The 23,841-nt window shown below is 72.6% G+C and carries 24 protein-coding genes; 18 read left to right on the top strand and 6 right to left on the bottom strand.

The genetic code is table 11. The features are described 5' to 3' along the window. Window positions 1–23 precede the first annotated feature (23 nt). Genes cobN through cobJ form a run of 5 tightly spaced genes read left to right on the top strand, consistent with a single transcriptional unit; the run spans window position 24 to window position 6,937 of the window. Window positions 24–3,356 carry a cobaltochelatase subunit CobN gene (gene cobN, locus AC3IF1_RS10395; protein WP_489217475.1) on the top strand — a complete coding sequence of 1,111 codons (3,333 nt, stop codon included), beginning with the start codon at window positions 24–26 and terminating at the stop codon, window positions 3,354–3,356. After that, window positions 3,353–4,711, top strand: coding sequence for a precorrin-3B synthase (locus AC3IF1_RS10390; protein ID WP_489217474.1), 1,359 nt, complete (start codon window positions 3,353–3,355; stop codon window positions 4,709–4,711). Before cobN ends, AC3IF1_RS10390 begins: the two co-directional genes overlap by 4 nt. Next, window positions 4,708–5,400, top strand: coding sequence for a precorrin-8X methylmutase (locus AC3IF1_RS10385; protein ID WP_279598253.1), 693 nt, complete (start codon window positions 4,708–4,710; stop codon window positions 5,398–5,400). The genes AC3IF1_RS10390 and AC3IF1_RS10385 overlap by 4 nt, the downstream gene beginning before the upstream one ends. After that, window positions 5,400–6,179 carry a precorrin-2 C(20)-methyltransferase gene (locus AC3IF1_RS10380; protein ID WP_489217473.1) on the top strand — a complete coding sequence of 260 codons (780 nt, stop codon included), beginning with the start codon at window positions 5,400–5,402 and terminating at the stop codon, window positions 6,177–6,179. Before AC3IF1_RS10385 ends, AC3IF1_RS10380 begins: the two co-directional genes overlap by 1 nt. Further along, the gene (cobJ, locus tag AC3IF1_RS10375) at window positions 6,176–6,937 is read left to right on the top strand and encodes a precorrin-3B C(17)-methyltransferase (protein WP_489217472.1); all 762 of its coding nucleotides are present in this window, start codon (window positions 6,176–6,178) and stop codon (window positions 6,935–6,937) included. Before AC3IF1_RS10380 ends, cobJ begins: the two co-directional genes overlap by 4 nt. Here cobJ and AC3IF1_RS10370 read toward each other — a convergent pair. Continuing rightward, window positions 6,904–7,686, bottom strand: a complete 783-nt coding sequence (locus AC3IF1_RS10370; protein ID WP_489217471.1) for a cobalt-precorrin-6A reductase — start codon at window positions 7,684–7,686, stop codon at window positions 6,904–6,906. The genes cobJ and AC3IF1_RS10370 overlap by 34 nt on opposite strands. Window positions 7,687–7,699: 13 nt before the next feature. Here AC3IF1_RS10370 and cbiE point away from each other — a divergent pair, with 13 nt between their 5' ends. The 4 genes from cbiE to AC3IF1_RS10350 are packed head-to-tail and all read left to right on the top strand — an operon-like array spanning window position 7,700 to window position 11,425. Then, the gene (gene cbiE / locus AC3IF1_RS10365; protein WP_489217470.1) at window positions 7,700–8,932 is read left to right on the top strand and encodes a precorrin-6y C5,15-methyltransferase (decarboxylating) subunit CbiE; all 1,233 of its coding nucleotides are present in this window, start codon (window positions 7,700–7,702) and stop codon (window positions 8,930–8,932) included. Then, window positions 8,929–9,333 carry a cobalamin biosynthesis protein gene (locus tag AC3IF1_RS10360; protein ID WP_489217469.1) on the top strand — a complete coding sequence of 135 codons (405 nt, stop codon included), beginning with the start codon at window positions 8,929–8,931 and terminating at the stop codon, window positions 9,331–9,333. The genes cbiE and AC3IF1_RS10360 overlap by 4 nt, the downstream gene beginning before the upstream one ends. Continuing rightward, the gene (cobM, locus tag AC3IF1_RS10355) at window positions 9,330–10,106 is read left to right on the top strand and encodes a precorrin-4 C(11)-methyltransferase (RefSeq protein WP_243967198.1); all 777 of its coding nucleotides are present in this window, start codon (window positions 9,330–9,332) and stop codon (window positions 10,104–10,106) included. Before AC3IF1_RS10360 ends, cobM begins: the two co-directional genes overlap by 4 nt. After that, window positions 10,103–11,425 carry a cobyrinic acid a,c-diamide synthase CobB gene (locus tag AC3IF1_RS10350; protein WP_489217468.1) on the top strand — a complete coding sequence of 441 codons (1,323 nt, stop codon included), beginning with the start codon at window positions 10,103–10,105 and terminating at the stop codon, window positions 11,423–11,425. Before cobM ends, AC3IF1_RS10350 begins: the two co-directional genes overlap by 4 nt. A 44-nt stretch (window positions 11,426–11,469) precedes the next feature. Here AC3IF1_RS10350 and AC3IF1_RS10345 read toward each other — a convergent pair whose 3' ends face one another. After that, the gene (locus AC3IF1_RS10345; RefSeq protein WP_489220366.1) at window positions 11,470–11,877 is read right to left on the bottom strand and encodes a helix-turn-helix domain-containing protein; all 408 of its coding nucleotides are present in this window, start codon (window positions 11,875–11,877) and stop codon (window positions 11,470–11,472) included. A gap of 381 nt (window positions 11,878–12,258) precedes the next feature. Between AC3IF1_RS10345 and hmuQ the strand changes: the two genes are divergently transcribed. Beyond that, window positions 12,259–12,606, top strand: coding sequence for a heme-degrading protein HmuQ (gene hmuQ / locus AC3IF1_RS10340; RefSeq protein WP_243967200.1), 348 nt, complete (start codon window positions 12,259–12,261; stop codon window positions 12,604–12,606). 450 nt (window positions 12,607–13,056) lie between these two features. Continuing rightward, complete coding sequence (locus AC3IF1_RS10335) at window positions 13,057–14,562, top strand: sugar transferase (RefSeq protein WP_243967201.1); 1,506 nt, start codon at window positions 13,057–13,059, stop codon at window positions 14,560–14,562. Window positions 14,563–14,595: 33 nt separating this feature from the next. On the opposite strand, the gene AC3IF1_RS10330 is transcribed toward AC3IF1_RS10335, so the two are convergent. Then, complete coding sequence (locus AC3IF1_RS10330; protein ID WP_489217467.1) at window positions 14,596–15,081, bottom strand: transcriptional repressor; 486 nt, start codon at window positions 15,079–15,081, stop codon at window positions 14,596–14,598. A gap of 123 nt (window positions 15,082–15,204) precedes the next feature. On the opposite strand from AC3IF1_RS10330, the gene AC3IF1_RS10325 reads away from it, so the two are divergent. From AC3IF1_RS10325 to AC3IF1_RS10315, 3 genes are read left to right on the top strand one after another with little or no spacing between them, the layout of a single operon-like run. Beyond that, entirely contained in the window at window positions 15,205–15,339 is a 135-nt protein-coding gene (locus AC3IF1_RS10325) for a hypothetical protein (protein ID WP_279598254.1), read from the top strand. Beyond that, window positions 15,336–16,151 (top strand): metal ABC transporter ATP-binding protein, encoded by an 816-nt coding sequence (locus tag AC3IF1_RS10320; RefSeq protein WP_489217466.1) that lies wholly within the window; start codon window positions 15,336–15,338, stop codon window positions 16,149–16,151. Before AC3IF1_RS10325 ends, AC3IF1_RS10320 begins: the two co-directional genes overlap by 4 nt. Window positions 16,152–16,198: 47 nt before the next feature. Then, window positions 16,199–17,023 carry a metal ABC transporter permease gene (locus tag AC3IF1_RS10315; protein WP_489220365.1) on the top strand — a complete coding sequence of 275 codons (825 nt, stop codon included), beginning with the start codon at window positions 16,199–16,201 and terminating at the stop codon, window positions 17,021–17,023. A gap of 44 nt (window positions 17,024–17,067) precedes the next feature. Here AC3IF1_RS10315 and AC3IF1_RS10310 read toward each other — a convergent pair whose 3' ends face one another. From AC3IF1_RS10310 to AC3IF1_RS10300, 3 genes are read right to left on the bottom strand one after another with little or no spacing between them, the layout of a single operon-like run. Beyond that, the gene (locus AC3IF1_RS10310; RefSeq protein WP_489217465.1) at window positions 17,068–17,931 is read right to left on the bottom strand and encodes an SDR family oxidoreductase; all 864 of its coding nucleotides are present in this window, start codon (window positions 17,929–17,931) and stop codon (window positions 17,068–17,070) included. Next, window positions 17,928–19,073 (bottom strand): tRNA epoxyqueuosine(34) reductase QueG, encoded by a 1,146-nt coding sequence (gene queG, locus AC3IF1_RS10305; RefSeq protein WP_489220364.1) that lies wholly within the window; start codon window positions 19,071–19,073, stop codon window positions 17,928–17,930. Before queG ends, AC3IF1_RS10310 begins: the two co-directional genes overlap by 4 nt. Before the next feature lie 29 nt (window positions 19,074–19,102). Further along, the gene (locus AC3IF1_RS10300; protein ID WP_243967207.1) at window positions 19,103–19,795 is read right to left on the bottom strand and encodes a glutathione S-transferase family protein; all 693 of its coding nucleotides are present in this window, start codon (window positions 19,793–19,795) and stop codon (window positions 19,103–19,105) included. 251 nt (window positions 19,796–20,046) lie between these two features. On the opposite strand from AC3IF1_RS10300, the gene AC3IF1_RS10295 reads away from it, so the two are divergent. From AC3IF1_RS10295 to AC3IF1_RS10280, 4 genes are all read left to right on the top strand, one after another. Continuing rightward, complete coding sequence (locus tag AC3IF1_RS10295) at window positions 20,047–20,850, top strand: undecaprenyl-diphosphate phosphatase (protein ID WP_243967208.1); 804 nt, start codon at window positions 20,047–20,049, stop codon at window positions 20,848–20,850. A gap of 96 nt (window positions 20,851–20,946) precedes the next feature. After that, window positions 20,947–22,836 carry a methylmalonyl-CoA mutase family protein gene (locus tag AC3IF1_RS10290; RefSeq protein WP_489217464.1) on the top strand — a complete coding sequence of 630 codons (1,890 nt, stop codon included), beginning with the start codon at window positions 20,947–20,949 and terminating at the stop codon, window positions 22,834–22,836. A 32-nt stretch (window positions 22,837–22,868) separates the two neighbouring features. After that, the gene (locus AC3IF1_RS10285; protein WP_243967210.1) at window positions 22,869–23,243 is read left to right on the top strand and encodes a hypothetical protein; all 375 of its coding nucleotides are present in this window, start codon (window positions 22,869–22,871) and stop codon (window positions 23,241–23,243) included. 133 nt (window positions 23,244–23,376) lie between these two features. Beyond that, window positions 23,377–23,823: a hypothetical protein gene (locus tag AC3IF1_RS10280; RefSeq protein ID WP_489217463.1), complete on the top strand. Its 447-nt coding sequence runs from the start codon at window positions 23,377–23,379 to the stop codon at window positions 23,821–23,823. The last annotated feature ends 18 nt before the right edge of the window (window positions 23,824–23,841 follow it).

The following is a 23,841-nucleotide window of genomic DNA, read 5'->3' as shown; positions in this document are numbered from 1 at the left end:
GACACGATCTAAGGGCCCGCGCGATGCATCTCGTGCGCATCGATGCCGTCTCCCTCGACGAGGGCGAGGCGGCGGTGGATCTCGGGCAGGAGCCAGGGGATCTCGTGGTGCTGTCGTTCACCGACAGCGACCTCGCGGGCATCGCGCAGGCGCACGCCGCCGAGCCCGGGCTCCCGAGCCTGCGCCTCGCCAAGCTCGCCAAGCTAAGGCATCCGCTCTCGGTCGATCTGTACGTCGAGCGGGTGGTGGCGCGCGCCAAGCTCGTCGTGATCCGCTGCCTCGGCGGGCTGGATTACTGGCGTTACGGAATCGAGCGTTGCGCCGCGGCGGCCCGGACGCATGGCGTGACGCTCGCGGTCCTGCCGGGGGACGACCGGCCCGATCCGCGGCTCGCCGGCTTCTCCACCGATCCCGACCTCGCCGCGCAGCTCGACGGTTATTTCCGCGCGGGCGGTTCGGACAACCTGCGCTGGATGCTGCGGCTGCTCGCGGTCCGGACCGGTGCCGACATCCCGGTCGAGCCGCCGTTGCCGTTGCCGCGCGGCTTCCCCTGGTGCCCCGGTTGCGGCGTGCTGCCCCTCGACACGGCCGTGGCGGCTGCCCGGAGCGCGATCCCGCTCGCCGGATCGCGGAGCCGGTCCGAGCCGCTGGTCCTGCTCCTGGTCTATCGATCCGCCGTGCTCGGCGGCGACACCACCCCCTTCGTGGACCTCGCCGCCGCCCTGCGTGCCCGGGGGATCGGGGTGCTGCCCATGGCGGTCTCGAGCCTCAAGGAGCCCGAGGCCGCCCGCGCGGTGACCCTGGCCGTGGGGGCGCGCAAGCCCGATCTCGTGATCGCCGCCACGGCGTTCTCGGCCCGCGAGGACGGGATCGATTTCGTCCTCGACGGCGCCGACTGCCCGGTGCTCCAGGCCTTCACGGTCGGGTCCCCGCGGACGGCCTGGGAGGCTTCGGCCCGGGGGCTCGGCGCGGCCGACCTCGCCATGCAGGTGGCCCTGCCGGAATTCGACGGCCGGCTTTCGGGTTTCCCGATCTCGTTCAAGGAAGAAGCGGAGGAACGTGCGGGTTTCGCCGAGCGCTGGGCCGTGTCCTACGGGCCCGGGATCGCCGCCCTCGCGGACCGGGCTGCGGGCTGGCTTCGGCTGGCCGCCCTGCCCCAATCCGACCGGCGGATCGCGCTGGTTCTGTCAGACTACCCGGCCCGGGGTGGACGGGCGGGCTTCGCGGTCGGTCTCGACACCCCCGAGAGCGCCCGCGCCATCGCCGCCGATCTCAACGCCGCTGGCTATGCGGCGGGCACGTTGCCGCAGCCCGGCGCCCTGATGGCGGCCCTGACCGAAGGCCCGGCGGCTTTCGACGTGCCGCTCGCCGCCTATTCCGTCTGGTTCGAGGGGCTTCCCGGGACGATCCGCGCCGCCGTCCTCGACGCCTGGGGTCAGCCCGAGGCCGACGCGGCCTGCATGGACGGCGTGTTCCGATTCCGGATGGCGACCGCCGATGCCGGCCTCACGGTCTTCCTCCAGCCGGATCGCGGGCGGGATTCCGACCGGAAGGCGGGCTACCACGATCCGGAGCGCGTCCCGACGCACGCCTATCTGGCCTTCCATCTCGGCCTGCGGCAGCGCTTCGACGTTCTGGTGCAGCTCGGCACCCACGGCACCGCGGAATGGCTGCCCGGCAAGGCCGTGGCCCTGTCGTCGCACTGCTTCCCGGCCCTCTGCGTCGGCGACCTCCCGGTGGTCTACCCGTTCATCGTCGACGATCCGGGGGAGGCCGCCCCGCTCAAGCGGCGCCTCGGCGGGATCGCCCTGGGCCATCTGACTCCCGCCGTCACCGGACCGGCGCCGTCACCCGAGGCCGCGCGCTTGCGCGAATTGGTCGAGGAATACGCCGCCGCCAGCGTCCTCGATCCCCGCCGGGCCGCGGTGATCGCCAGCGCCATCCTGGACGACGCCGCCGCGGCCGGGCTCCTCGACGGCGCCGGCATCGGCCCGGACACGCCGATGGACGAGGCGCTGACCCGGCTCGACGCGCATCTCTGCGACCTCGGCGAAACCGTGTTCCGCGACGGGCTGCACATCTTCGGCCGCGCCGCCGACGATGCGCCGGCCGCGCTCGTGGCATCGGCGGCCGGCGAGCGTGCGGGACTGTTGACAGCCCTCGACGGACACTTCGTCGCGCCAGGGCCGTCCGGCTCCCCATCCCGGGGGCGCACGGACGTGCTGCCCACCGGGCGCAACCTCGCGACGCTCGACCCCCGGGCGATCCCGAGCCGGGCCGCGACGCTCCTCGGCACCCGGGCGGCGGCGGCGGTGGTGACGCGCTACCTGCAGGACGAGGGCGCCTATCCCGCCCGGATCGTGATGGATCTCTGGGCTTCGCCGACCCTGCGCACCGGCGGTGAGGACGTGGCGCACGCCCTCGCCCTGATGGGCGTCCGGCCGGTCTGGGACCATGCCAGCACCCGGGTGACCGGCTTCGAGGTGCTGCCGCTAGCGATGCTCGACCGTCCGCGCATCGACGTCACCGTGCGGGTCTCGGGGGCGTTCCGCGACACATTCCCGGAGACGCTGGCGTTGATCGACCGCGCCGCCCGGGCGGTGGCCGACCGGGACGAGGCCGACGACGAGAACCCCCTGGCGGCGGCCCGCCGCCGCGGCGAGACGGCGGCGCGGGTCTACGGCGCGGCCCCGGGCCGCTACGGCGCCGGAACCGCCGGTACCGCCCTCGACGGACCCTGGGAGACCCGCGCCGATCTCGGGCGCGCCTATCTCGCGGCCAGCGGCCATGCCTACGGCGACCGCGAGGGGCCCGATGCGGGCTTCGCGGCGCGGGTCGCGTCGGCCGACGCCTATTGGCACGCCTTCGATGCGGCCGAGCGCGACCTATTCGACGGCGACGCGGCGGTGGACGCTATGGGCGGCTTCGCGGCCGCCGCCGCGCTTCAGGACGGTCGCCCGACACTCTACAGCCTCGACGTGTCCCATCCGGAGCGGCCGAAGGCCCGCACGGCCCGGGAGGATGCCGCCCGCCTGATCGGCGGGCGCCTCGCCGATCCCCGCTGGATCGCCGCGCAGCTCCGCCACGGCTACCGGGGCGCGCAGGAGCTGGCCCAGGGGCTCGACGCGGTCTTCGTGCTGGCGGCGGCGAGCGATGCCGTGACCGATGCCGGTTTCGACCGGCTCTACGCGGCCTGGATCGCCGATGCGGATGTGTTCGAGCGCCTGCGCGCCGCCAACCCGGCCGCGACCCGGGCGATCCTGGAACGCTTCGACGACGCCCGCGACCGCGGCCTCTGGCACAGCCGGCGCAACGCCCTGCCGGCCGATGCGCTCCTGCCGGCGGCGGCCGAATGAGCGCGCGTCCGCATCGCCGCGCCCTGCCGGAGGCGGCCGCCCGCCGTGGCTGGTGCCCGAGCCTCGCCCGCCCGATGCCCACCGGGGACGGGCTGCTGGCGCGGGTCCACCCGCCGCTGGGGGTCCTGACCCTGGCGCAGGCAAGTGCGGTGGCGCAGGGCGCACGGCTTTTCGGGAACGGCCATCTCGACCTCACCGCCCGGGCCAACATCCAGATCCGCGGCGTCACCGAGGCGACCCGCGCCGCGCTGTTGGACCGGCTCGCGGCGACCGGGCTCGGCGATGTCCGCACCGACGGCGGCCCGCAGCGCCTGACCCTCACCTCCCCTCTGGCGGGCCACGATCCGGACGCGTGGATTGACGGTCCGGCGGTGGCCCGCGCCATCGAGGCGGCGGGCCGCGCCGTCCCCGGCCTGCCGGCCAAGACCCTCGTGGCCATCGCGGATCACCCGGGCGTGGCGATGCCGGAGGCGGATTGCTGTCTTACCGCCCGGGGGCCGGGTGCCATCGCCATCAGGCTGAGTGCCGGTGTCGGACAACGGGATCTCGCTCTCTGCACCGAGGGCGAGGCGCCCGGACGTGTCGGGGCGCTGCTCTCCGCCTTCGTGCGGACGGGCCGGCGGCGGATGCGCGATCTGACGGAGGACGAGCTGACGGCGGTGGTCGAGGCGATGCCCACGTCGGGGGCGGCGGGGATCGACATCTCCGTGCGAGAGGGAGGCTACGGCGTTTCCTCGTACCCGGCGCCGTTCGCGCCGGCCGCCGGCCTTCATGCGAGGCCCGACCTCCAGATCCTCGCCATCGAAGCGCCGTTCGGCCGCTGCACCGCCGATGCCCTCGACCGCGTCGTGGCCGCCGCCGAGACGCTCGGCGTGGACACGATCCGCCTCTCGCCGACGCGCGGCATGGTCCTGCTGGCGGCACCCGGCGCTCCTGCTGCGGCGGCGCTGGCGGATCTCGCCGCGGCATTCGTCGTCGCGACCGACGATCCCCGGCGCCATGTCGATGCCTGCACGGGCGCTCCGGGCTGCGCCTCCGGCTCGACGCCGACGCTGGCGGATGCCGCGCGGGTGGCCGAGCTGTTCCGGCCGCTGGCGGTCCGCGGCCATGTCGCGCACGTGTCCGGTTGCGCCAAGGGCTGCGCCAGGCCCGGCTCCGCCGACCTGACGTTGATCGCCCGTGCGGGTCTCTACGGCGCCGTGATCGGCGGCGCGCCCAGCGACGAGCCACGGATACACCTCCCTATCGAGGCCGTTCTGGACCGGTTAGGAAGGGCCAAGACCGTCGGGCTATCCGCCGCCTTCGCGCCGGATATCGCCCAAACGGGGTACGGGGGGGACGGAAGACCGGTATGAGCGCGAGCCAGAACGCCCAGCGCCAGACAGGATCGGAGCCAGCGACGGCTCAAGAACCCGCGTCCCGCTACGACTACATCCGCGACGGCGCCGCGATCTACGCCCGCTCCTTCGCGATGATCCGCGCCGAGGCCGAGCTCGCCCGCTGGACCGGCGCCGCGGAGCGCGTGGTTGTGCGCATGATCCACGCCTGCGGCATGACCGACCTCCCGGCGGATGTGGAGATGGCGCCAGGCTTTGCCGAGGCCGGCGTCGCGGCCCTCCGGGCCGGCGCGCCGATCCTGTGCGATGTCCGCATGGTCGCCGACGGCGTCACCCGGGCGCGCCTGCCCGCCGCCAACCGAGTGCTCTGCACCCTCGGCGATCCCCGCGTGCCGGATCTCGCCCGGGACCTCGGCACCACCCGATCGGCCGCCGCCATGGAGCTGTGGCGCGAGCACCTCCCGGGCAGCGTCGTGGCGGTGGGCAACGCGCCGACCGCCCTGTTCCGCCTGCTGGAGCTGCTCGATGCCGGCGTGGCGCCCCCGGCCGCGGTGATCGGCATCCCGGTGGGCTTCGTCGGCGCGGCGGAATCGAAGGCGGCGCTGGCCCTGGACGGCCGGGTGCCGTTCGTGGTCGTCCACGGCCGGCGCGGCGGCAGTGCCATGACGGCGGCGGCCGTCAACGCCCTCGCCAGCGAGATCGAGTGATGGACGGGTTCGAACGGCTCGACGCCCCCGCCGAGGCGCTCCCCACCACCGTGGTCACCGGCACGCTGTACGGCGTCGGGATGGGCCCGGGTGATCCCGAGCTGCTGACCGTCAAGGCCCAGCGCGTCCTGATGCGGGCGCCGGTGCTCGTCCATTTCTGCAAGCGCGGCAAGCGCGGCAATGCCCGCACCATCGCGGACGCGATCCTGCGCGATCCGGCCCGCGAGCTGGCGCTGGCCTATCCCTACACCACCGAGATCCACCCCGAGCACCCGGACTACGTGGCGGCGCTCGCCGACTTCTACGACGATGCCGCCGGCCGGCTCGCCGACCATCTCGGCGCCGGGCGCGACGTGGCGATCCTCTCGGAGGGCGATCCGTTCTTCTACGGCTCGTTCATGCACCTGTGGCGGCGGCTGAAGGACCGCTTCCCCGTCGAGGTGGTTCCGGGCGTCACCGGCATGTCGGGCTGCTGGACCCGGGCGGGCACGCCGATCACCTGGGGCGACGACGTGCTGACCGTCCTGCCCGCGACCCTGCCGCTCGCCGCGCTCACCGAGCGGCTGCGCGGAACCGACGCTGCCGTGGTGATGAAGCTCGGTCGCCACCTGCCGAAGGTGCGCGCGGCGCTGGAGGCGGCCGGCCTGCTGGGCCGGGCGGTCTATGTCGAGCGCGGCACGATGGCGGGCGAGCGCGTCGTCATGCTCGCCGACAAGCCCGACGATGCGGCGCCGTATTTCTCCATGGTGCTGCTGCCGGGCGAGGGGCGTCGGCCTTGACCGGCAGCCTCGTGGTGGTCGGCCTCGGCCCCGGGGATGCGGGCCTGCTGACCGAATCCGCCCGTCGCGCCCTCGACGCCGCGGAGGACCTCGTCGGCTATTTCCCCTACGTCGCCCGGGTTCCCGACCGCCCGGGCCTGATCCGGCATGCCAGCGACAACCGGGTCGAGGTCGACCGCGCCCGCCATGCCCTGGAACTTGCCGCCTCCGGCCGCCGGGTCGCGGTGGTCTCGGGGGGCGATCCCGGTGTGTTCGCCATGGCCTCGGCCGTGTTCGAGGCGGTCGAGCATGGCGAGGCGGCCTGGCGCGACCTGGCGATCACGGTCGAGCCCGGGATCACCGCGATGCTGGCCGCCGCCGCCCGGCTCGGGGCGCCCCTCGGCGGCGATTTCTGTGCGCTGTCGCTCTCCGACAATCTGAAGCCCTGGCCGGTGGTGACCGCCCGGCTCGAGGCGGTCCTGCGCGCCGATTTCGTCGTCGCGCTCTACAACCCGATCTCGGCCGCCCGACCCTGGCAGCTCGGCGCGGCCCTCGACCTCGCCGCCGGGATCCGGGCGCCGGAGACCCCGGTGATGTTCGCCCGGGCGATCAGCCGGCCGGACGAGGCGATCCAGGTGTCGAGCCTCGCCGCGGCGCGCGACGTCCCGGCCGATATGGCGACGGTGGTGATCCTCGGCGCCTCGACCACGCGGCTGATCCCGCGATCCGCCGGCCTGCCGTTCGTCTACACATCGCGCAAGGTCACGGGGGCGGCATGATCGCCCGCATCGAGCCAGCGGAGCGCGTCGGCGGCATCGGGAACGCTCGGCACGCCGGGCTTCCCCGGCCGGCGCACCATGATCACCGGGATCGCCAGGCTGCGCGCCGCCGCGATCTTGCCGTAGGTCGCAGCCCCGCCGGAATTCTTGCTGACCAGGATCTCGATGCCGGCTTCACGCATCAGCGCGGCCTCGGCCGCCGCGTCGAACGGGCCGCGCGCCTCGATGGTCATGAGGTGGGGAACCGGCAGCGCGTCGCCGAGCGGCTCGACCGTGCGCGCCACGTAACCGTGCTGCGGCGCCGCCGCGAAGGCGCCGGCCTCCTGCCGGCCGATCGTCAGGAACACGCGCCGGGGATCGGGGCCGAGGGCGGCGACCGCCGCGTCCATGCCGTCGACCTCGGTCCAGAGATCGCCCGGAACGGCTGTCCAGGCCGGCCGGCGGATCGCCAGCAGCGGCACGCCCGCCAGGTCCGCCGCCCGGGCGGCATTGCCCGAAATGGTCGCCGCGAAGGGGTGCGTCGCGTCGATCAGGCGATCGATACGCTCGGCGCGCAGATAAGCGGCGAGCCCCGTCACACCGCCGAACCCGCCGATCCGGGTCGGCACCGGCTCGGCCTTCGGCGCCGCGGTGCGGCCGGCCAGGGACAGCATCACGGCGCGATCGGCCCGACCAGCCAGCGCCCGCGCCAGGGCGCTGGCCTCGCCGGTCCCGCCGAGGATGAGGATTCGCATCGCGCCGCTGGTCATGGACGCCTTGTCCATGAGCGCTGACCCCCTGTCGAGCCGGCCCGGGGCCGGGCGCTGGCTGTCGATCGTCGGCATCGGCGAGGACGGGCGGGCGGGTCTGGCGCCTTCTGCCGCCGCGGCCTTGGAAGGCGCCCGCGTGATCTATGGGGGCCGACGCCATCTCGCGCTCGCAGGCTCCCTCGACGCCGAGATGCGGAGCTGGCCCAGCCCGATCCAGGACGCCTACCCGAAGATCCTCGCACGCCGGGGTGAGCCGACCTGCATCCTCGCCACCGGCGACCCGTTCCATTACGGCATCGGCGCCGAGATCGCCCGGCTGGTGCCGCCGGCTGAGATCTGCGCCTTCCCCCAGGTCTCGGCGTTCAGCCTCGCCTGTGCGCGGCTGGGCTGGCCGCTGGCCGAGTGCGGCCTCGTCACCCTCCACGGCCGGGCGCTCGCCCGGATCGTCCCGCATATCCAGCCGGGGGCGCGCCTCCTCGTCCTGTCGTGGGACGGCGCGACCCCGGCGGCCTTGGCGGGCCTGCTCACCGAGCGCGGCTTCGGCGCGTCTCTGGTGACGGTGCTGGAGGCGATGGGCGGCCCGCGCGAGACCATCCGCGCCGCGCGCGCGGACGCCTTCGAGCTCGCCGGGATCGACCCGCTCAACACCGTAGCGATCGCCGTCACGGGTGCCGGCAGCGCCCTCCCCCTCGCGCCCGGCCTCGACGATGCCCTGTTCGAGAATGACGGACAGCTCACCAAGGCCGAGATCCGGGCACTGACCCTCGCGGCGCTCCGCCCCCATCCGGGCCAGCACCTGTGGGATATCGGGGCCGGCGCCGGCTCGGTCGCCATCGAGTGGATGCTGCGCCATCCCACCGTGCGCGCCACCGCCATCGAGGCGCGGCCGGACCGGGCCGCGCGCATCCGGCGCAACGCCGAAACACTCGGCGCGCCGGACCTAACTGTCGTGACCGGCGCGGCGCCGGCGGCCCTCGCCGGCCTGCCCGCGCCGGACGCGGTGTTCGTCGGCGGCGGCGTCTCGGAGCCCGGACTCCTGGCGGCGGGTCTGGCGGCGCTCCGGCCGGGGGGGCGCTGCGTCGCCAATGCGGTGACGCTCCAGGGCGAGGCGGCCCTGCTCGCCGCCTTCGCGGCGCATGGCGGCAGCCTGCGGCGCTTCGGCGTGGAGCGGGCGAGCCCCGTGGGCGGCCTGCATGGCTGGCGGCCCGCCATGCCGGTGACCCAATGGGCCTGGACCAAACCATGACCGGCCCCCTCGTCGCCGGGATCGGATTCCGCCGCGGGACCGGCGCCGACGAGATCGCGGCGCTGATCGCCCGCGCCCTCGGGCAGGTCGGTGCGGCCCGCGGTGACCTGGCGGCGGTCGCCACGGCCGCCGACCGGGCCGTGGAGCCGGCGATCCGGCAGGCGGCGGCGCGGTTCGGCCTGTCGCCCTGCCCAGTCGCCCCGGAGGCGCTTTCGGCCCGCGACGGCGACCTCGTCACACGCTCGGCGCGGATCGAGCGCCTGCGCGGGGTCGGCTCCCTGGCCGAGGCCGCCGCCCTGGCGGCGGCCGGACCGGAGAGCCGCCTTGCCCTTCCCCGGATCGCGAGCGACGGCGCCACCTGCGCGCTGGCGCTGCGTCCCAGCGCAGCGACGGCACCATGACGGTTCATTTCATCGGTGCCGGTCCCGGCGCGGCCGATCTCATCACGGTGCGGGGGCGCGACCGGATCGCGGCCTGCCCGGTCTGCCTCTATGCCGGCTCCCTCGTGGCCCCCGAGATCCTCGGCTGGTGCCCGCCGGGCGCCCGGATCGTCGACACCGCCCCCCTCGACCTCGACGCCATCGTGCGGGAAATCGAGGCGGCCCATGCCGCCGGCCAGGACGTGGCGCGTCTGCATTCGGGGGATCTGTCGATCTGGAGCGCGCTGGCCGAGCAGATGCGCCGGCTCGACGGGCTCGGTATCCCCTACACGGTGACGCCCGGCGTCCCGGCGTTCGCCGCGTCGGCGGCCCTGCTGCGGCGGGAGCTCACCGTGCCGGGGGTGGCGCAGTCGGTCGTCCTGACCCGCACCTCCGGGCGGGCGAGCGCCATGCCGGAGCGCGAGACGCTGGCGGCCTTCGCGGCGACCGGCGCGACCCTGGCGATCCACCTCTCGATCCACGTGGTCGCGCGGGTCGCGGCCGAGCTGATCCCGTTCTACGGGCCCTCCTGCCCGGCCGCGGCCGTGTTCCGCGCCTCCTGGCCGGACGAGCGGGCGCTGACGGGCGATCTGGCCACCCTGCCGGCCCTGGTGGCGGAGGCCGGCCTCGAACGCACGGCGCTGATCCTCGTCGGCCCGGCGCTCGGGGCCGAGACCTTCCGGGACAGCGCCCTCTACGCCCCCGACTACGACCGGCGCTACCGGCCGGGCGGCACCGTCGGGAGCCCGGCATGACCAGCGCCCCCGGCCTCCTCGTCGCGGCCCCGCGCTCGAGCTCGGGCAAGACCACCGTGGCCCTCGCGCTCATGCGGGCCCTGACCCGCCGGGGCCTGCGGGTGCGCGCGGCCAAATGCGGACCGGACTACATCGATCCGGCATTCCATCAGGCGGCCACGGGCCGGCCGAGCTTCAACCTCGACAGCTTCGCCATGGCGCCGCCGCTGCTCGACGCCCTGGCCCGCGCCACGACGGCCGATGCCGATCTCGTGATCGCCGAGGGATCCATGGGCCTGTTCGACGGGGTCCGGGCCGCGGAGAGCCGGACCGGCGCCAATTCCGACATCGCGTCCCGCTACGGCTGGCCGGTGGTGCTGGTGGTGGACGTTTCCGGGGCGGCTCAGTCGGCCGCCGCCGTGGCCCTGGGCTGCCGCCTGTACGATCCGCGGGTGACGATCGCCGGGGTGATCCTGAACAAGGTCGCGAGCGCGCGCCATCGCCGCCTCGTGGAGGCCGGGATGGACCGGGCGGGGCTTCCGGTGCTGGGGGCGCTGATGCGCGACGCGCAGCTCGTCCTCCCCGAGCGCCATCTCGGCCTCATCCAGGCCGGCGAGACCGCCGACCTGGAGGCGCGGCTCGACCGGCTCGCGGAGCTCGCGGAGGCGGGGATCGACCTCGACGCCGTGATCGCCGCGGCGGGCGGGACCGTGCCGGCCTCGGACGAACCGCTGCCCCCGCCGCCCGGCCAGCGCATCGCGGTGGCCCGGGACGCGGCGTTCAGCTTCCTCTATCCGCATCTCGAAGCCGGATGGCGCGGGGCCGGGGCCGAACTCGTGCCGTTCTCGCCCCTGGCGGACGAGCCGCCGCCGGAGGCTTGCGACGTCTGCTGGCTGCCGGGGGGCTATCCCGAGCTGCATGCCGGCCGCCTCGCGGGCGCCGGCCGCTTCCTGGACGGCCTGCGCGCCTTCGCGCGCACCCGCCCGGTCCACGGCGAGTGCGGCGGCTACATGGTTCTCGGACGGACGCTGGAGGATGCGGACGGCGCCACGCACGCCATGGCGGGTTTGTTGCCGGTGGCGACGTCCTACCGCCGCCGCAAGCTCCATCTCGGCTATCGAGTGGCGCGCCTGTGCGGGGACGGCCTGCTCGGCCGGCGCGGCGCACGGCTGATCGGACACGAATTCCACTATGCCAGCGAGCTCTCGCCGGCCGCTCCGGAGCCGGACGCCCTGGCCCAGGTCACGGACGCGGAGGGCACCGATCTGGGCTTTGCCGGACACCGGATCGGCACCGTGACCGGAAGCTTCTTCCACCTCGTCGCCGGCGATCCGGCCTAAAGCCGGGCGGCGATCCTGAGCGCGACCCGGATCCCGCGCGGATCTCAGGCCGGGTCGGCCGGAGGGGATCGGTCGCGGGCCTGCGCGAGCCGCGCGGCGCTGCGAACGAGCGCCAGCACGTCACGGCGCATCTGCTCGTCGTCGATCTGCGCGTAGGCGCGCAGCAAATCGATCGCGCCGTTGCCGCTGAGGAAGCCGAAGACGTCTTCCTGGGTGCTCGCGCGCGACTCGCTCTCCTCGAAGAAGGCCGAGACGGGCACTTCGAGCAGCCGCGCGATCTCGCGGAGCCGCCCGGCGCCGACCCGGTTCTGGCCCTTCTCGTATTTCTGCACCTGCTGGAAGGTGACGCCGACCGCATTGCCGAGTGCGGTCTGGCTCATGCCGCGGGCTTTGCGCAGGGCGGTGATCCGGATGCCGACGAGGCGATCCACGTCCGTGGTCTGCTTCGGCATCGTCTGACCGGGCGCATCCTTGTCAGCGGGAATCAGTGCGTCCTGCTGCGCACGCGGTGTCTTCGCCTCGCCGTCGCGCCGCTTCACCGTCCGCCCCTACGTCCAAGACCGTAAAATTCGTCCGCGCCGCGCGAAGCTCGCAGACGGCAAAACGCCGGCCTGCGACACTTGAGGACGGCGTCGCAGTAGGACACCAAGTTGTCAAGCTCCGCAAGTCGATGATTACATCTTCTAGTTTAAGCACACACAACTTTGCAACATTGTTGCTCAAATGTCGAGCGCTCAACTCTATAGGGATTATGGGGTGCGCCCTGTGGCCGCGCGGGGGGTCGCATCGCGGGTGGGAACGCGAGTAGACTCGAGGCCTCACAGGAGAACGCCATGTTCGTCGCGATGAATCGCTTCAAGGTTGTCAAGGACGCCACCGCTGACTTCGAGGCCGTCTGGCTCGGTCGCGATAGCCATCTCGGAGAGATGGACGGCTTCGTCGAGTTCCATCTGCTGCGTGGGCCCGAGCACGAGGACCACGTCCTCTACGCGTCCCACACCATCTGGCAGTCGCGCGCAGCCTTCGAGGCCTGGACCCGCTCCGAGCAATTCCGGAAGGCCCATGGCCGCGTTCCCTCGACCAAGCCGCTCTACCTGGGCCACCCGGAATTCGAGGGGTTCGAGGCGATCCAGACCGTCGGGGGATCGAGCGACGCCGCCGCACACGCCGACGCCGTCTGACCGGCCGAGCCCGGCGCCCGTTCTGTCGCGATCGGCACGAATGGACGCCGGGCCGGCGCGAGCATGCCTGACGTCGAGGACCGGGTTCCGGTCCCGATCGCGCGACCGCTGAAAGCAGTTCGCACCGTGTCGCGGAGCAAAACCGGACGTCCCCGACCTATCGCTTTTGGTTGAGTCTGTGTTCGAAGCAACTCCTTTGGATTGAGACTTCACAGCTGCGCAAAGTACGTACTGACACTGATTGTGCCGAAAACGGTCGAAAAATCGGCCCTTAATCAATTGTTCATTGCCGCGACCGTCACCGCGTATTAGAGCGGGACATCCCGGCAGAAACGGGTTCGTGATTCTCCGGGCCCGCCGCTTGCTCCGTCAACGGTACAGGCCGGCACTGAAACATCGTCTGTTTCAGACTGGTACATAGTCCGATCAAGACGGGACGTGGCGCGTCACATGTTTCACGAACGGCTGCCGGAAACTTACCAGCTCCTGCCGAGTTCGGCCGAGCGCAGACGCAGCGTCTGGTCGGCCCTGCTGCCCCACCGCGGTCGGGCGGCGGCACGGGTCGCCCTGTCTTCGGCACTGGCGGCCACCGATTTCGCGGCGATCCTGGCGGTCACGCTGTGCATGGAGTTCGCCTATCAGATCGCCTACCAGGACGGTGCGATCGGCCTGGGCAGCCTGCGCGGCATGCGGCTGGCGGCGCTCCTCAGCCTCGTCATCGTCGCCACGAACGCCCTGCGGACGGAATACAGCCTCGACACCGTGATCGCGCAGAAGCCGAACCTCCAGCGGGCGACCTCCCTGTGGCTGGTAGCGTGGGCAGCCGTGCTCGTCGTCGGCTTCATGACCAAGACCACCAACGATTACTCGCGCCTGGTCTCCCTCGGGGCCTTTCTCGTCGGCCTGCCGGTGCTGGTGGCGACCCGCGCCGGGATGGTCCGTCTCGTGCGGCAGCGGCTGACCGCCGGCTCGGCCTCGGTCAGCCGCGTCCACCTCGTCGGGTACGAGGAGGATATCGCGCGGTTCTATACCAGCAACGCGGTCGATCACCTCGGCCTGCGGATCGTCGGCACGAGCTACCTGCGCCGCGTCGATCCGAGCGCCGACACCGCCGCCCGCCACGACCAGCTCCAGGAGGATCTCGACCTCGCCGTCTCGGTGGTGCGATTCCTCCGGCCGGACGACGTGTTCGTGCTGGTGCCGTGGACCGATACCGCCGAGGTCGAGCGCTGCATCGACGCCTTCCTGCGCGTGCCCTCGGCGCTGCACCTGCGGCCCGGCACGATGCTCGACCGCTTCCCCGACCTACAGGTCGCCCGGGTCGGCGGCGTCTCGGGGATCAATATCGGCCGCCGTCCGCTCAACCTGGGCGAGGTCGTGCTGAAGCGCGCCCTGGACCTGACGGTGGCGACGATCGCCCTGGTGTCGCTGTCGCCGCTGCTCGCCGCCATCGCGGTGGCGATCAAGCTCGACAGCCCCGGTCCGGTCTTCTTCCGCCAGCGGCGCTACGGGTTCAACCAGCAGCCGTTCGGGGTGTTCAAGTTCCGGTCGATGCGGGCGGAGCCGAACGCGGTCTTCCGGCAGGCGACCCGCAACGACAGCCGGATCACCCGGATCGGGGCGATTCTCCGGCGGACGAATCTCGACGAGTTGCCCCAGATCCTCAACGTCCTGCGCGGGGAGATGTCGTTGGTGGGCCCCCGTCCGCACGCCCTCGCCCATGACCGGAGCTTCGAGCGGCGGATCGCCCTCTACGCCCGCCGCCACAATGTGCGGCCCGGAATCACGGGCTGGGCCCAGGTCAACGGCTTCCGGGGCGAGACCCTGACCGACCTCGATATGGAGCGGCGCGTCGCCTGCGACCTGCACTACATCGACAATTGGTCGGTCTGGTTCGACATCCAGATCATGATCCAGACGCTGATCTCGCGGCGCGCCTATCGCAACGCCTGCTGACGCGCCGCGCGGCGGGGCCCGCCTCCGAAGGCGTCAGGGCGCCTGATCGCGGTCGCGGCAGGCGCCGCAATCGCCCTCGACCTCCAGGATGCTGTGGCTCGGCGTGAAGCCAGCCCGCTCCAAGGTGCGTCCGAGGCCGCCCTCGACTTCCTCCGACGACGCCTCGTCGACCACGCCGCAGCTGCGGCAGATCAGGAAGATCACCCCCGCCCCGGGGGCATGGTCGTGCGCGCAGGGTATGAACGCGTTGCGGCTGGCGATCCGGTGGACGAGCCCCTGCTCCATCAGGAAATCGAGGGCGCGATAGACCGAGACCGGCGCCACCCGTTTGCCCGGTGCGCTGAGCCGCTCGGCGATGTCGTAGGCCCCCTGGACCTTCCCGACCGCGACCACCGCTTCGAGAACCTCGCGGCGCAGCGGCGTGAACTGCAGCCCGCGCTCGCGGCAGACGGCCTCGGCCCGTGCGAGCATGTCCCGGGTACCGCTCCGGCAGGCATCGTGCCCCTCGTGACGGTGCATGATCGCTCCAACGACAGATCCGCAGGTTGTCCCGCGGGTTTGTTACAGTGTATCACCGCCGCCCCGGACCGCACCAGTCATCCCGCACGGTCTCCGCGCCGGCGCCAGCGCGACGAGGACACCTTGCCCACCACGCCCAACCCGAGACCGGCGGCCCGGCCTTCCCTGTTCCAGAGCGGGATCGGCCCGCGCCTCGCACTCGCCGGCGCGCTCTCCACCCTGGTCTGGCTGGCGATCGCCTGGGCGCTGGCGACATGAGCGCCGGACTCCGGAGGCCGGATCCGATACGCCTCGTCGGCCTGACGCTCGGCTACGACCGGCATCCGGCCATCCACCATCTCGACGGGACCGTGCGCGCCGGCGACCTCCTGGCCCTGGTCGGGCCGAACGGGGCCGGCAAGTCGACATTGCTCAAGGGCATGGTCGGCGAGATCCGCTGCCTCGACGGGCGCATCGAGCGCGCGGGCCCGATCGCCTACATGCCGCAGGCCGACGAGATCGACCGGAGCTTCCCGCTGAGCGTCATGGACCTCGCCGGCATGGGCCTCTGGCGCCGGGACGGCGCGTGGCGGAGCCTGGGCCGGCGGCGGCCCCTGATCGAGGCCGCGCTCGCGGCGGTGGGCCTCGACGGATTCGAGGCCCGGCCGATCGGCACCCTGTCGGGGGGGCAGTTCCGCCGTGCCCTGTTCGCCCGGCTGATCCTGCAGGATTGCCCGGTCCTACTCCTGGACGAGCCCTTCACCGGGATCGATGCCCGCACCGTCGACGATCTGCTGGCGCTGCTCCGGACCTGGCACGCGGAGGGCCGCACCGTCGTCGCCGCCCTGCACGATCTCGGTCAGGTCCGCGATCACTTCCCGACGACGCTGCTCCTCGCCCGGGAGCCCGTCGCCTGGGGTCCGACAGGACGGGTGCTGACGCCCGAGAACCTCGCCCGCGCCCGCAACCTCTCCGAGGCCTGGGACGATTCCGCGCCGATCTGCGCCGGGCCGCACGCCGCCGGGGTGCCGGCCCACGACCATGGCGGGCACGGGGTCGACGCGCATCATCACCACGAGGATGCCGCGTGATCGAGCCCTTCGGATCCCTGGTCGCGCCGTTCGTGGAGTTCGGGTTCATGCGCCGGGCGCTGGCGGGCTGCCTCGCGCTGTCCGTCTCGGCGCCGCCGGTGGGGGTGTTCCTGACGCTGCGCCGAATGAGCCTGATGAGCGATGCCATGAGCCACGCCATCCTGCCCGGCGCCGCGGCCGGATTCCTGGTCGCCGGCCTGTCGCTGCCGGCGATGACGCTGGGCGGCCTCGTCGCCGGCTTGGCGGTGGCGCTCCTGGCGGGGGCGGTCACCCGCACCACCGTGGTGCGGGAGGACGCCAACCTTGCGGCCTTCTACCTGATCTCCCTGGCCGGGGGCGTGCTGCTGGTCTCGCTGCGCGGCTCGCAGATCGACCTGATGCACTTCCTGTTCGGCTCGGTGCTGGCGCTGGACGACGCCGCCCTGTGGCTGCTCGGCGGCATCAGCACGCTGACCCTCCTGGCGCTCGCCGTGATCTACCGGCCGCTGGTGATGGAATGCGTCGACCCGCTGTTCCTGCGCACGGTCAGCCGCAGCGGCGGCCCGGTCCATCTCGCCTTCCTGGCCCTGGTCGTCGTCAATCTCGTGGGCGGGTTCCAGGCGCTCGGGACCCTGCTGGCGGTGGGGCTGATGCTGCTCCCGGCGGTGGCGGCGCGGTTCTGGGCCCGGGATCTCGGCGGGCTGATCCCGGTCTCGATCGTGATCGCCGCCCTTTCCAGCGTCTCCGGGCTGAGCCTGTCCTACCGGTTCGACCTGCCGAGCGGCCCGGCGATCGTGCTGGCGGCCGGGGCGCTCTACCTCGCCTCGATGCTGGCCGGACCGCGCGACGGCCTGCTCCGCCGCCTCGTCCGGTCGCGCCACCTCGCGGCGTGATTGGCGCATCGTCCCAAATCTTGAACGCCGTTCGGGACGATGGGCTAAGGCTGATCCTTCAGGGCGGCCAGCCCCTCGCGGTAGGTCGGATAGGCTAGGGCGACGCCGAGTTCCGCGCGGATCAGCTGGTTCCGCACGCGCTTGTTCTCCCCGTAGAAGCTCCGGGCCATCGGCGACAGGTCGGCGGTCTCGAAGTCGATCTCCGGCGGCAGCGGCAGCCCGGTCAGGGCGGCGGCGTGCTCGGTGACCGTCTGGGGCGCGGTCGGCTCGTCGTCGGTGACGTTGTAGATCGCCCCCGCCCGCGGCCGGTCGATGGAGGCGATCAGCGTCGTGGCGATGTCGTCGACATGGATGCGGTTGAACACCTGCCCCGCCTTGACGATCCGCTGGGACCGGCCCTCTCGCAGCTTCACGATCGGATTGCGCCCCGGCCCGTAGATGCCGGACAGCCGGAACACCTGGACGGCCTTGCCGGTGGCGGCGCCGAGCGCGAGCCACGCCGCCTCGGCGTCGAGCCGGATCCGGGAGCGGGCGCTGCGCGGTGCCGCGGGCGTCGCCTCGTCGATCCAGGCGCCGTCCTGGTCGCCGTAGACGCCGATGGTCGAGAGATAGCCGATCCAGCCGATCCGGCTCGCCGCGATGGCGTCCGCATAGCGGGCCAGCACCGGATCGCCCGCCTCCCCCGGGGGCGCCGAGACCAGGAGGACATCGGTGTCGGCGAGGTCGGCGGCGATGCGGGGATCGTCGGCCCGGGGGCCGAAGGCGCGCATCGCGAACCCGGTCTCCGCCGCGAGACGCTCGGCGGTGGCGGGGTCGGTCACCGTGGCGCACACGCGGCCGAACCGGTCGCGCGCCCGCTCGGCGAAACGGCGGCCGGTGAAGCCGAGCCCGAAGACGAAGAGGTTCATGCCGCGGATGTCTCGCCCGCGCGGGCTCCCGTCAAGCCGGCGGCGGCCCGCCACTCGTCGCGGACATGTTGATCGGTCTCGCCGGACCCGTGCCGCCGGTGCAGATCCCGGACGGCCGCGCGCCCGAGGAGGCGTCCGCACGCCCAGACGGCCATGCCGCGCACCAGCGGCGACGGATCGGTCAGGCGCGCCACCGCCGCCTCGGCGAGATGCGGGCTGCCGGAATTGCCGACCGCGATCATCACGTTGCGCAGGAAGCGGTCGCGGCCGGTGCGCTTGACAGGCGTCCCGGCGAACAGCGCACGGAAGGCCGCCTCATCGAGGGCGGCGAGATCGGCGAGGGGCGGCGCCCCGAGGTCGGCCCTCGCCGCCAGGCGCGTCTCCGCGGCCGTGCGGGCGAACTTGTTCCAGGGGCAGACGGCGAGGCAATCGTCGCAGCCGAACACCCGATTGCCGATGGCGACCCGGAACGCCGCGGGGATCGGGCCGGCATGCTCGATCGTGAGATAGGAGATGCAGCGCCTCGCATCGAGCCGATAGGGCGCGGGGAACGCATTGGTCGGGCAGATGTCCAGGCAGGCGCGGCAGGAGCCGCAATGATCGCGCCCCGGCACGTCCGGCTCGAACTCGGCGCTGGTGTAGATCGCCCCGAGGAGCAGCCAATTGCCCTGCTCGCGGGAGATCAGCACCGTGTGCTTCCCCTGCCAGCCAAGGCCCGCCGCCTCGGCCAGGGTCTTCTCCATCACCGGGGCGGTGTCGCAGAACACCTTCACGCGCACGTCGCCCTTCGCCGACAGGTAGCCGCCGAGCTCCTTCAGCTTGCCCTTCAAAACCTCGTGATAGTCGCGCCGCTGGGCGTAGGCCGCGAGCGCGCCGCGCTCCCCCTGCCCCACCAGCGCCAGCGGATCGTGCTCCGGCCGATAGCTCATGGCCAGGACCAGGATGCTGCGCAGGCCGGGCCACAGGACCGTCGGACGGGCGCGCTGATCGGCCCGCTCAGCCATCCAGTCCATGGTGCCGTGGGCGCCCTCGGCGAGCCAGGCCGAGAGCCGGCCCGGGAGATCCGGCAGGCGGTCGGGCCGGGTGACGCGCAGGCCGCAGAAGCCCAAGGCTTGGGCCCGGGTCTCGACCAGCCGGCGCAGATCGGCGCCGCTATGGATCCGCCGGGGCTTCAGAAATCCAGATCCGCGTAGTGGGCCGATGGCGGCATGCCGGGCACCCGATCGGCCAGCAGGCCCCGGAAGGAGGGCCGCGACTTGACCCGGGCATACCAGTTCCGGGCCATCTCGTCCTCGTCCCAGGGCACGTCGCCGAGATAGTCGACGCAGGAGAGATGGGCGGCCGCGGCGAGGTCGGCATAGGTAAGGTTGTCGCCCGCGATCCAGCGCCGCCGGGCGATCAGGTAGCCGATATACTTGAGGTGGTATCGGACATTCGTGCGCGCGGCCCGGATCGCGTTCATGTCCGGTGGCCCCCCGCCCTCCTGGGCGGACATGAAGCGCTTCGAGATCTTCTCGTTGACGAGGTAGCCGGTCACCTCGGATTCGAACTTGACCAGGAACCAGTCGAGCAGGCGCCGCACCTCGACCCGGTCCACCGTGTCGTCTGGCATCATCCGCCGCCCCGAAAGGCCGAGCCCGCGAGTCTCGTCGAGATACTCGGCGATCACCCCGGCCCCGGGGACCACGAGACCGGCCTGCTCCAGCAGCACGGGGGTGATGCCCGCCGGGTTGATCAGCAGGAAGTCGTCGCGCCGCTCCCAGGGCCGCTCCTCGAACAGAGTCGGCTCCATGCCCATCTCGGCGAGCACGAGACGGATGAATCGGGAATTCGCGCAGAAGGGAAAGTGGTAGAGGGTTGCCATCGCGGCCGTGAGAGCGCTTCGGTCTGCCGGCGCGGCCGGTCCCGCGTCGTCGGCCCTGCACCGCGGGTCTTCAGCGCGCAGGACTTCGAGACGAGCGTTATTGCCCGACCGTTGCTGAGCCCTTAACACGCGCAGCCGGCCCCGGTAACCGCCCGTCAACCCTGACGCGCGAAGCCTCCGGCACAACGCATCAGATGGTTCGCGGCGTGCCCTGCCTGGGCCGGCGCGCGCCCGTGGCACGAGGCACGACGATGGATCCGGCAAGCATCGGCAAGGCAATCATCCTCGCCGTGGTGGAGGGCGCGACCGAGTTCATCCCGGTCTCGTCCACGGGGCACCAGCTTCTGGTGGGCCATTTCATCGGCTTTCACTCGCCCAACAACACCTTCGAGGTGCTGATCCAGCTCGGCGCAATCCTGGCGATCCTGGCGGTGTATTTCCGCCGCCTGGTCGGCATCGCCACCGCCCTGCCGAACGATCCCAAGGCGCGCCGCTTCGTGCTCGGCATCCTGGTGGCGTTCCTGCCGGCGGCGATCATCGGCGGCATCTTCTCCAAGATGATCAAGGCGTATCTGTTCAACCCCTGGATCGTCTGCGCGACCCTGGTCGCAGGCGGGCTGGTGCTGCTCGTCGTCGACGATACCGACCTCGATGTGCGCAAGACCGACGTTTACGACTACTCGCTGCCGATGGACCTGAAGATCGGCATCTTCCAGTGCCTCGCCATGATCCCCGGCGTGTCGCGCTCCGGGGCCACCATCGTCGGTGCGATGCTGATGGGCGCCGACAAGCGCTCGGCCACCGAGTTCTCCTTCTACCTCGCCATGCCGACCATGGCGGGTGCCTTCGCCAAGGACCTGCTCGACAATTACAAATTCCTGTCCGCCGACGATGTCGGCCTGATCGCGATCGGCTTCGTCGTCTCGTTCATCTCGGCCCTGTTCGTGGTGCGGGTCCTCCTCGACTACGTCTCCCGGCACGGCTTCTGGCTGTTCGCCTGGTGGCGGATCATCGTGGGCGCGCTGGGTTTCGCGGGATTGATTATTTTTGGCTGACGCAGGCCACCATCGGGTGATTGCCACCGGCGAGGCGGTGTGCGACGCAAATCCGGTGAAAGCGGCGCACAAGATGCCGCGCCCTGGGACGTTCCGATGGAAGACAGACCGCTCGCCGACCTGTTCGAGCCCGCCGACCGGGCCCGTTGGCTCGGCCTCGTCGAGGGCGTGCTGAAGGGCGCCGATTTCGAGAAACGGTTGGTCTCCCGGACGGCCGACGGGCTGCGGATCGAACCGCTCTACGGCGCAGCGGAGCCGGCCGATCAGCCGATGCGTGCGCCGGGACCCTGGCGGATCGCCCCGCGGGTTGACCATCCGGACCTCACCGCCGCCAACACGCAGGCCTTGGCCGACCTGGAAGGCGGCGCCGACGCCCTGGTCCTGGCCTTCGCCGGCGCGCCCAGCGCCCGCGGCTACGGCCTGACGGCGGCGAGCGTCGAGGACCTCGATACCGCCCTCAAGGGCGTGATGCTGCCGCTGATCGCCCTGCGCCTCGATGCCGGCAGCCAGGGGCTCGAAGCCGCCCGGCTCGTGAAGGCCCTGGCCGAGCGGCGGGGCGAGGACCTGGCGGGCTACGACCTCGACCTCGGGATCGATCCCGTGGGTGTGCTGGCGGCGACCGGCAGCCTCGGCGCCGTCTGGAGCGAGATCGCCCCGCGCCTGGCCAAAACCGCGTCGGAGCTTGAAGCGGCAGGTTTCAGGGGCCGGGCCTTCCTCGCCGATGGCCGCCCCTATCACGAGGCGGGGGCGGGCGAGGCGGCCGAACTCGCGGCCGTGCTCGCCACCGCGCTCACCTATCTCCGGGCCCTCGAAGCCGCCGGCCACGACCTCGCCACCGCCCGGGACCGGATCGCGGTGCTCCTGGCCGCCGATGCCGACGAGTTCGTCACCGTCGCGAAGTTCCGGGCGATGCGCCGCCTCTGGGCGCGGGTCGAGCAGGCCTGCGGCCTGGATCCGAAGCCCCTGCGGCTGCACGCGGAGACCGCGTGGCGGATGATGACGAAGCGCGACCCGTTCGTGAACATCCTGCGCACCGGCCTGGCGGCGGCGGCGGCCGGCATGGGCGGCGCCGACAGCGTCGCCGTGCTGCCCTACACGCAGGCGCTCGGGCTTCCCGACGCCTTCGCCAGGCGGGTGGGGCGCAACAGCCAGGTCGTGCTGATCGAGGAGTCGCACCTCGCCCGGGTCGGCGATCCGGCGGCCGGCGCGGGCGGATTCGAGGCCCTGACGGCGGATATCGCCGAGGCGGCCTGGGCGGCGTTCCAGGCGATCGAGGCGGAGGGTGGGATCGTCGCCTCCCTCAGCGTCGGCAAGCTGCAGCGGCGGATCGAGCTGACCCGCGAGGCCCGGGCGAAGGACGTGGCGACCCGCCGCGCAACGCTCACCGGCGCGAGCGAATTCCCGAACCTCGCGGAGAAACCGGTCACCGTGCTCGACGTGCCGCCCCCCGCCGCCCCCCGGGGCACGAATTTCGGCGCGGGTTCCGCGGTCGCCTGCGATGCCCTGCCGTCCCAGCGGCTGGCCGAACCCTACGAAGCGCTGCGTGACGCCTCCGATGCGTGGCTCGCCAAGACCGGGCGCCGGCCGGCGGTGTTCCTCGCCAACCTGGGTGCGGTGGCGGCGTTTAACGCCCGGGCGACCTTCGCGGCCAATGCCTTCGCGGCGGGCGGCATCGAGGCGGTGTCCAACGACGGCTTCACCGAAGCCGCCGCCGTGGCGACCGCATTCCGCGAGTCCGGTGCCACGCTCGCCTGCATCTGCTCCACCGATGCACTCTATGCCGAGCGCGCCGTCGAGACCGCACAGGCCCTCGCGGAGGCGGGCGCCGGGGCGATCTACCTCGCCGGAAAGCCGACGGAGCTGAGCGAGCCGTTGAAACAGGCGGGCGTCCACGCCTTCCTGCACGTCGGCTGCGACATGCTCGCGCTGCTCAACGGGGCGCTGCGCGCGGCCGTGCGGGCCCCATCGCCGCAGCAGACCGCCTGACGCCGCAAAGCCCCCGAGTCGAACCGAAGCCGATGACGCGCCTCGTCGCTGCCCTTCTGATCCTCGCCTGCACCGGCCCAGCCCGGGCGCTTCCGCGCGGAGCCGCCGTTCCGGACCGGTTCGACGGCACGTGGAGCGTCGAGATCGTCACCGAATCGGGCGCCTGCGATCGGGCTTACCGCTATCCCGTCCGCATCGAGCGCGGGCGGGCGCGGTTCCTCGGAACGGCCTTCACGATCCAGGGGAGCGTCGCCGGGAACGGTATCGTCCGTGGCTCGATCTCGGGCGGTGCGGCCACGGCCGACGTGCGCGGGCGACTCGGCCGAAACGGATTCGGGGCCGGCACCTGGGTCTCCTCCGGCGCGCTGGAATGCCGCGGGCGCTGGAACGCCGAGCGCCGCGGCTGAGGCCGGGCGCAGAAAGGGCGTCCGCTCGGATTTCCCCTAAAATCGGGCGCCTCCGCGGCATCGTCAGCCCCGTTCCCGACGCATTCCTGAGCGAATCCTGAACGCGGTTCGGATACCCGACGAGGCCGCCCGCATGAAAACTTCGATCCTCGCCTCCCTCTCCGTCCTGGTGCTCGTCTCGACGGCGCAGGCGCGGCCGCATCGGCACCCCACGGGCCCGACGGTCAACCCGGTGGAGGCCGAGACGGTGCTGGAGCCGCTCCGGCAGGCGGCCACCGCGTGCTTCGCCGATACCGTGCTGTCGAACCCGAAGGCCACCGCCGAGGCCCGGGCCGGCCGCTGGTACGAGGCGGTGGGCATCACCGGCTTCCTGTGCCGCCCCGAGGTCGCCGCGATGATCCAGGCGCACGATCGGCTCTACGGTCCGAAGACCGGCGAGCGTTACTTCAAGGGCGCCTACGCCAAGCACCTGGACCAGCAGCTGGCCGAACGGCTCCAGCCGATGCTGGCCCGCAAGGCCGTCGCCAGCGCCGAGCCGCCGGCCGACAAGGGCGCCGAGGACACCGCGTCGGGCAACTGACGGGCGCCGCGGCGCCTC

It is taken from the genome of Methylobacterium sp. E-012 (assembly GCF_057836545.1).
Note: the sequence above shows the minus strand (reverse complement) of the source record. Positions and strands in the feature narration are given on the sequence as shown.

What these genes read in the sequence shown, in the direction of transcription:
- cobN (WP_489217475.1), top strand. Translation starts at nt 24, where the DNA reads ATGCATCTCGTGCGCATCGATGCCGTCTCCCTCGACGAGGGCGAGGCG.
- AC3IF1_RS10390 (WP_489217474.1), top strand. Translation starts at nt 3,353, where the DNA reads ATGAGCGCGCGTCCGCATCGCCGCGCCCTGCCGGAGGCGGCCGCCCGC.
- AC3IF1_RS10385 (WP_279598253.1), top strand. Translation starts at nt 4,708, where the DNA reads ATGAGCGCGAGCCAGAACGCCCAGCGCCAGACAGGATCGGAGCCAGCG.
- AC3IF1_RS10380 (WP_489217473.1), top strand. Translation starts at nt 5,400, where the DNA reads ATGGACGGGTTCGAACGGCTCGACGCCCCCGCCGAGGCGCTCCCCACC.
- AC3IF1_RS10370 (WP_489217471.1), bottom strand. Translation starts at nt 7,686, where the DNA reads ATGACCAGCGGCGCGATGCGAATCCTCATCCTCGGCGGGACCGGCGAG.
- cbiE (WP_489217470.1), top strand. Translation starts at nt 7,700, where the DNA reads ATGAGCGCTGACCCCCTGTCGAGCCGGCCCGGGGCCGGGCGCTGGCTG.
- AC3IF1_RS10360 (WP_489217469.1), top strand. Translation starts at nt 8,929, where the DNA reads ATGACCGGCCCCCTCGTCGCCGGGATCGGATTCCGCCGCGGGACCGGC.
- cobM (WP_243967198.1), top strand. Translation starts at nt 9,330, where the DNA reads ATGACGGTTCATTTCATCGGTGCCGGTCCCGGCGCGGCCGATCTCATC.
- AC3IF1_RS10350 (WP_489217468.1), top strand. Translation starts at nt 10,103, where the DNA reads ATGACCAGCGCCCCCGGCCTCCTCGTCGCGGCCCCGCGCTCGAGCTCG.
- AC3IF1_RS10345 (WP_489220366.1), bottom strand. Translation starts at nt 11,877, where the DNA reads ATGCCGAAGCAGACCACGGACGTGGATCGCCTCGTCGGCATCCGGATC.
- hmuQ (WP_243967200.1), top strand. Translation starts at nt 12,259, where the DNA reads ATGTTCGTCGCGATGAATCGCTTCAAGGTTGTCAAGGACGCCACCGCT.
- AC3IF1_RS10335 (WP_243967201.1), top strand. Translation starts at nt 13,057, where the DNA reads ATGTTTCACGAACGGCTGCCGGAAACTTACCAGCTCCTGCCGAGTTCG.
- AC3IF1_RS10330 (WP_489217467.1), bottom strand. Translation starts at nt 15,081, where the DNA reads ATGCACCGTCACGAGGGGCACGATGCCTGCCGGAGCGGTACCCGGGAC.
- AC3IF1_RS10320 (WP_489217466.1), top strand. Translation starts at nt 15,336, where the DNA reads ATGAGCGCCGGACTCCGGAGGCCGGATCCGATACGCCTCGTCGGCCTG.
- AC3IF1_RS10315 (WP_489220365.1), top strand. Translation starts at nt 16,199, where the DNA reads ATGCGCCGGGCGCTGGCGGGCTGCCTCGCGCTGTCCGTCTCGGCGCCG.
- AC3IF1_RS10310 (WP_489217465.1), bottom strand. Translation starts at nt 17,931, where the DNA reads ATGAACCTCTTCGTCTTCGGGCTCGGCTTCACCGGCCGCCGTTTCGCC.
- AC3IF1_RS10300 (WP_243967207.1), bottom strand. Translation starts at nt 19,795, where the DNA reads ATGGCAACCCTCTACCACTTTCCCTTCTGCGCGAATTCCCGATTCATC.
- AC3IF1_RS10295 (WP_243967208.1), top strand. Translation starts at nt 20,047, where the DNA reads ATGGATCCGGCAAGCATCGGCAAGGCAATCATCCTCGCCGTGGTGGAG.
- AC3IF1_RS10290 (WP_489217464.1), top strand. Translation starts at nt 20,947, where the DNA reads ATGGAAGACAGACCGCTCGCCGACCTGTTCGAGCCCGCCGACCGGGCC.
- AC3IF1_RS10285 (WP_243967210.1), top strand. Translation starts at nt 22,869, where the DNA reads ATGACGCGCCTCGTCGCTGCCCTTCTGATCCTCGCCTGCACCGGCCCA.
- AC3IF1_RS10280 (WP_489217463.1), top strand. Translation starts at nt 23,377, where the DNA reads ATGAAAACTTCGATCCTCGCCTCCCTCTCCGTCCTGGTGCTCGTCTCG.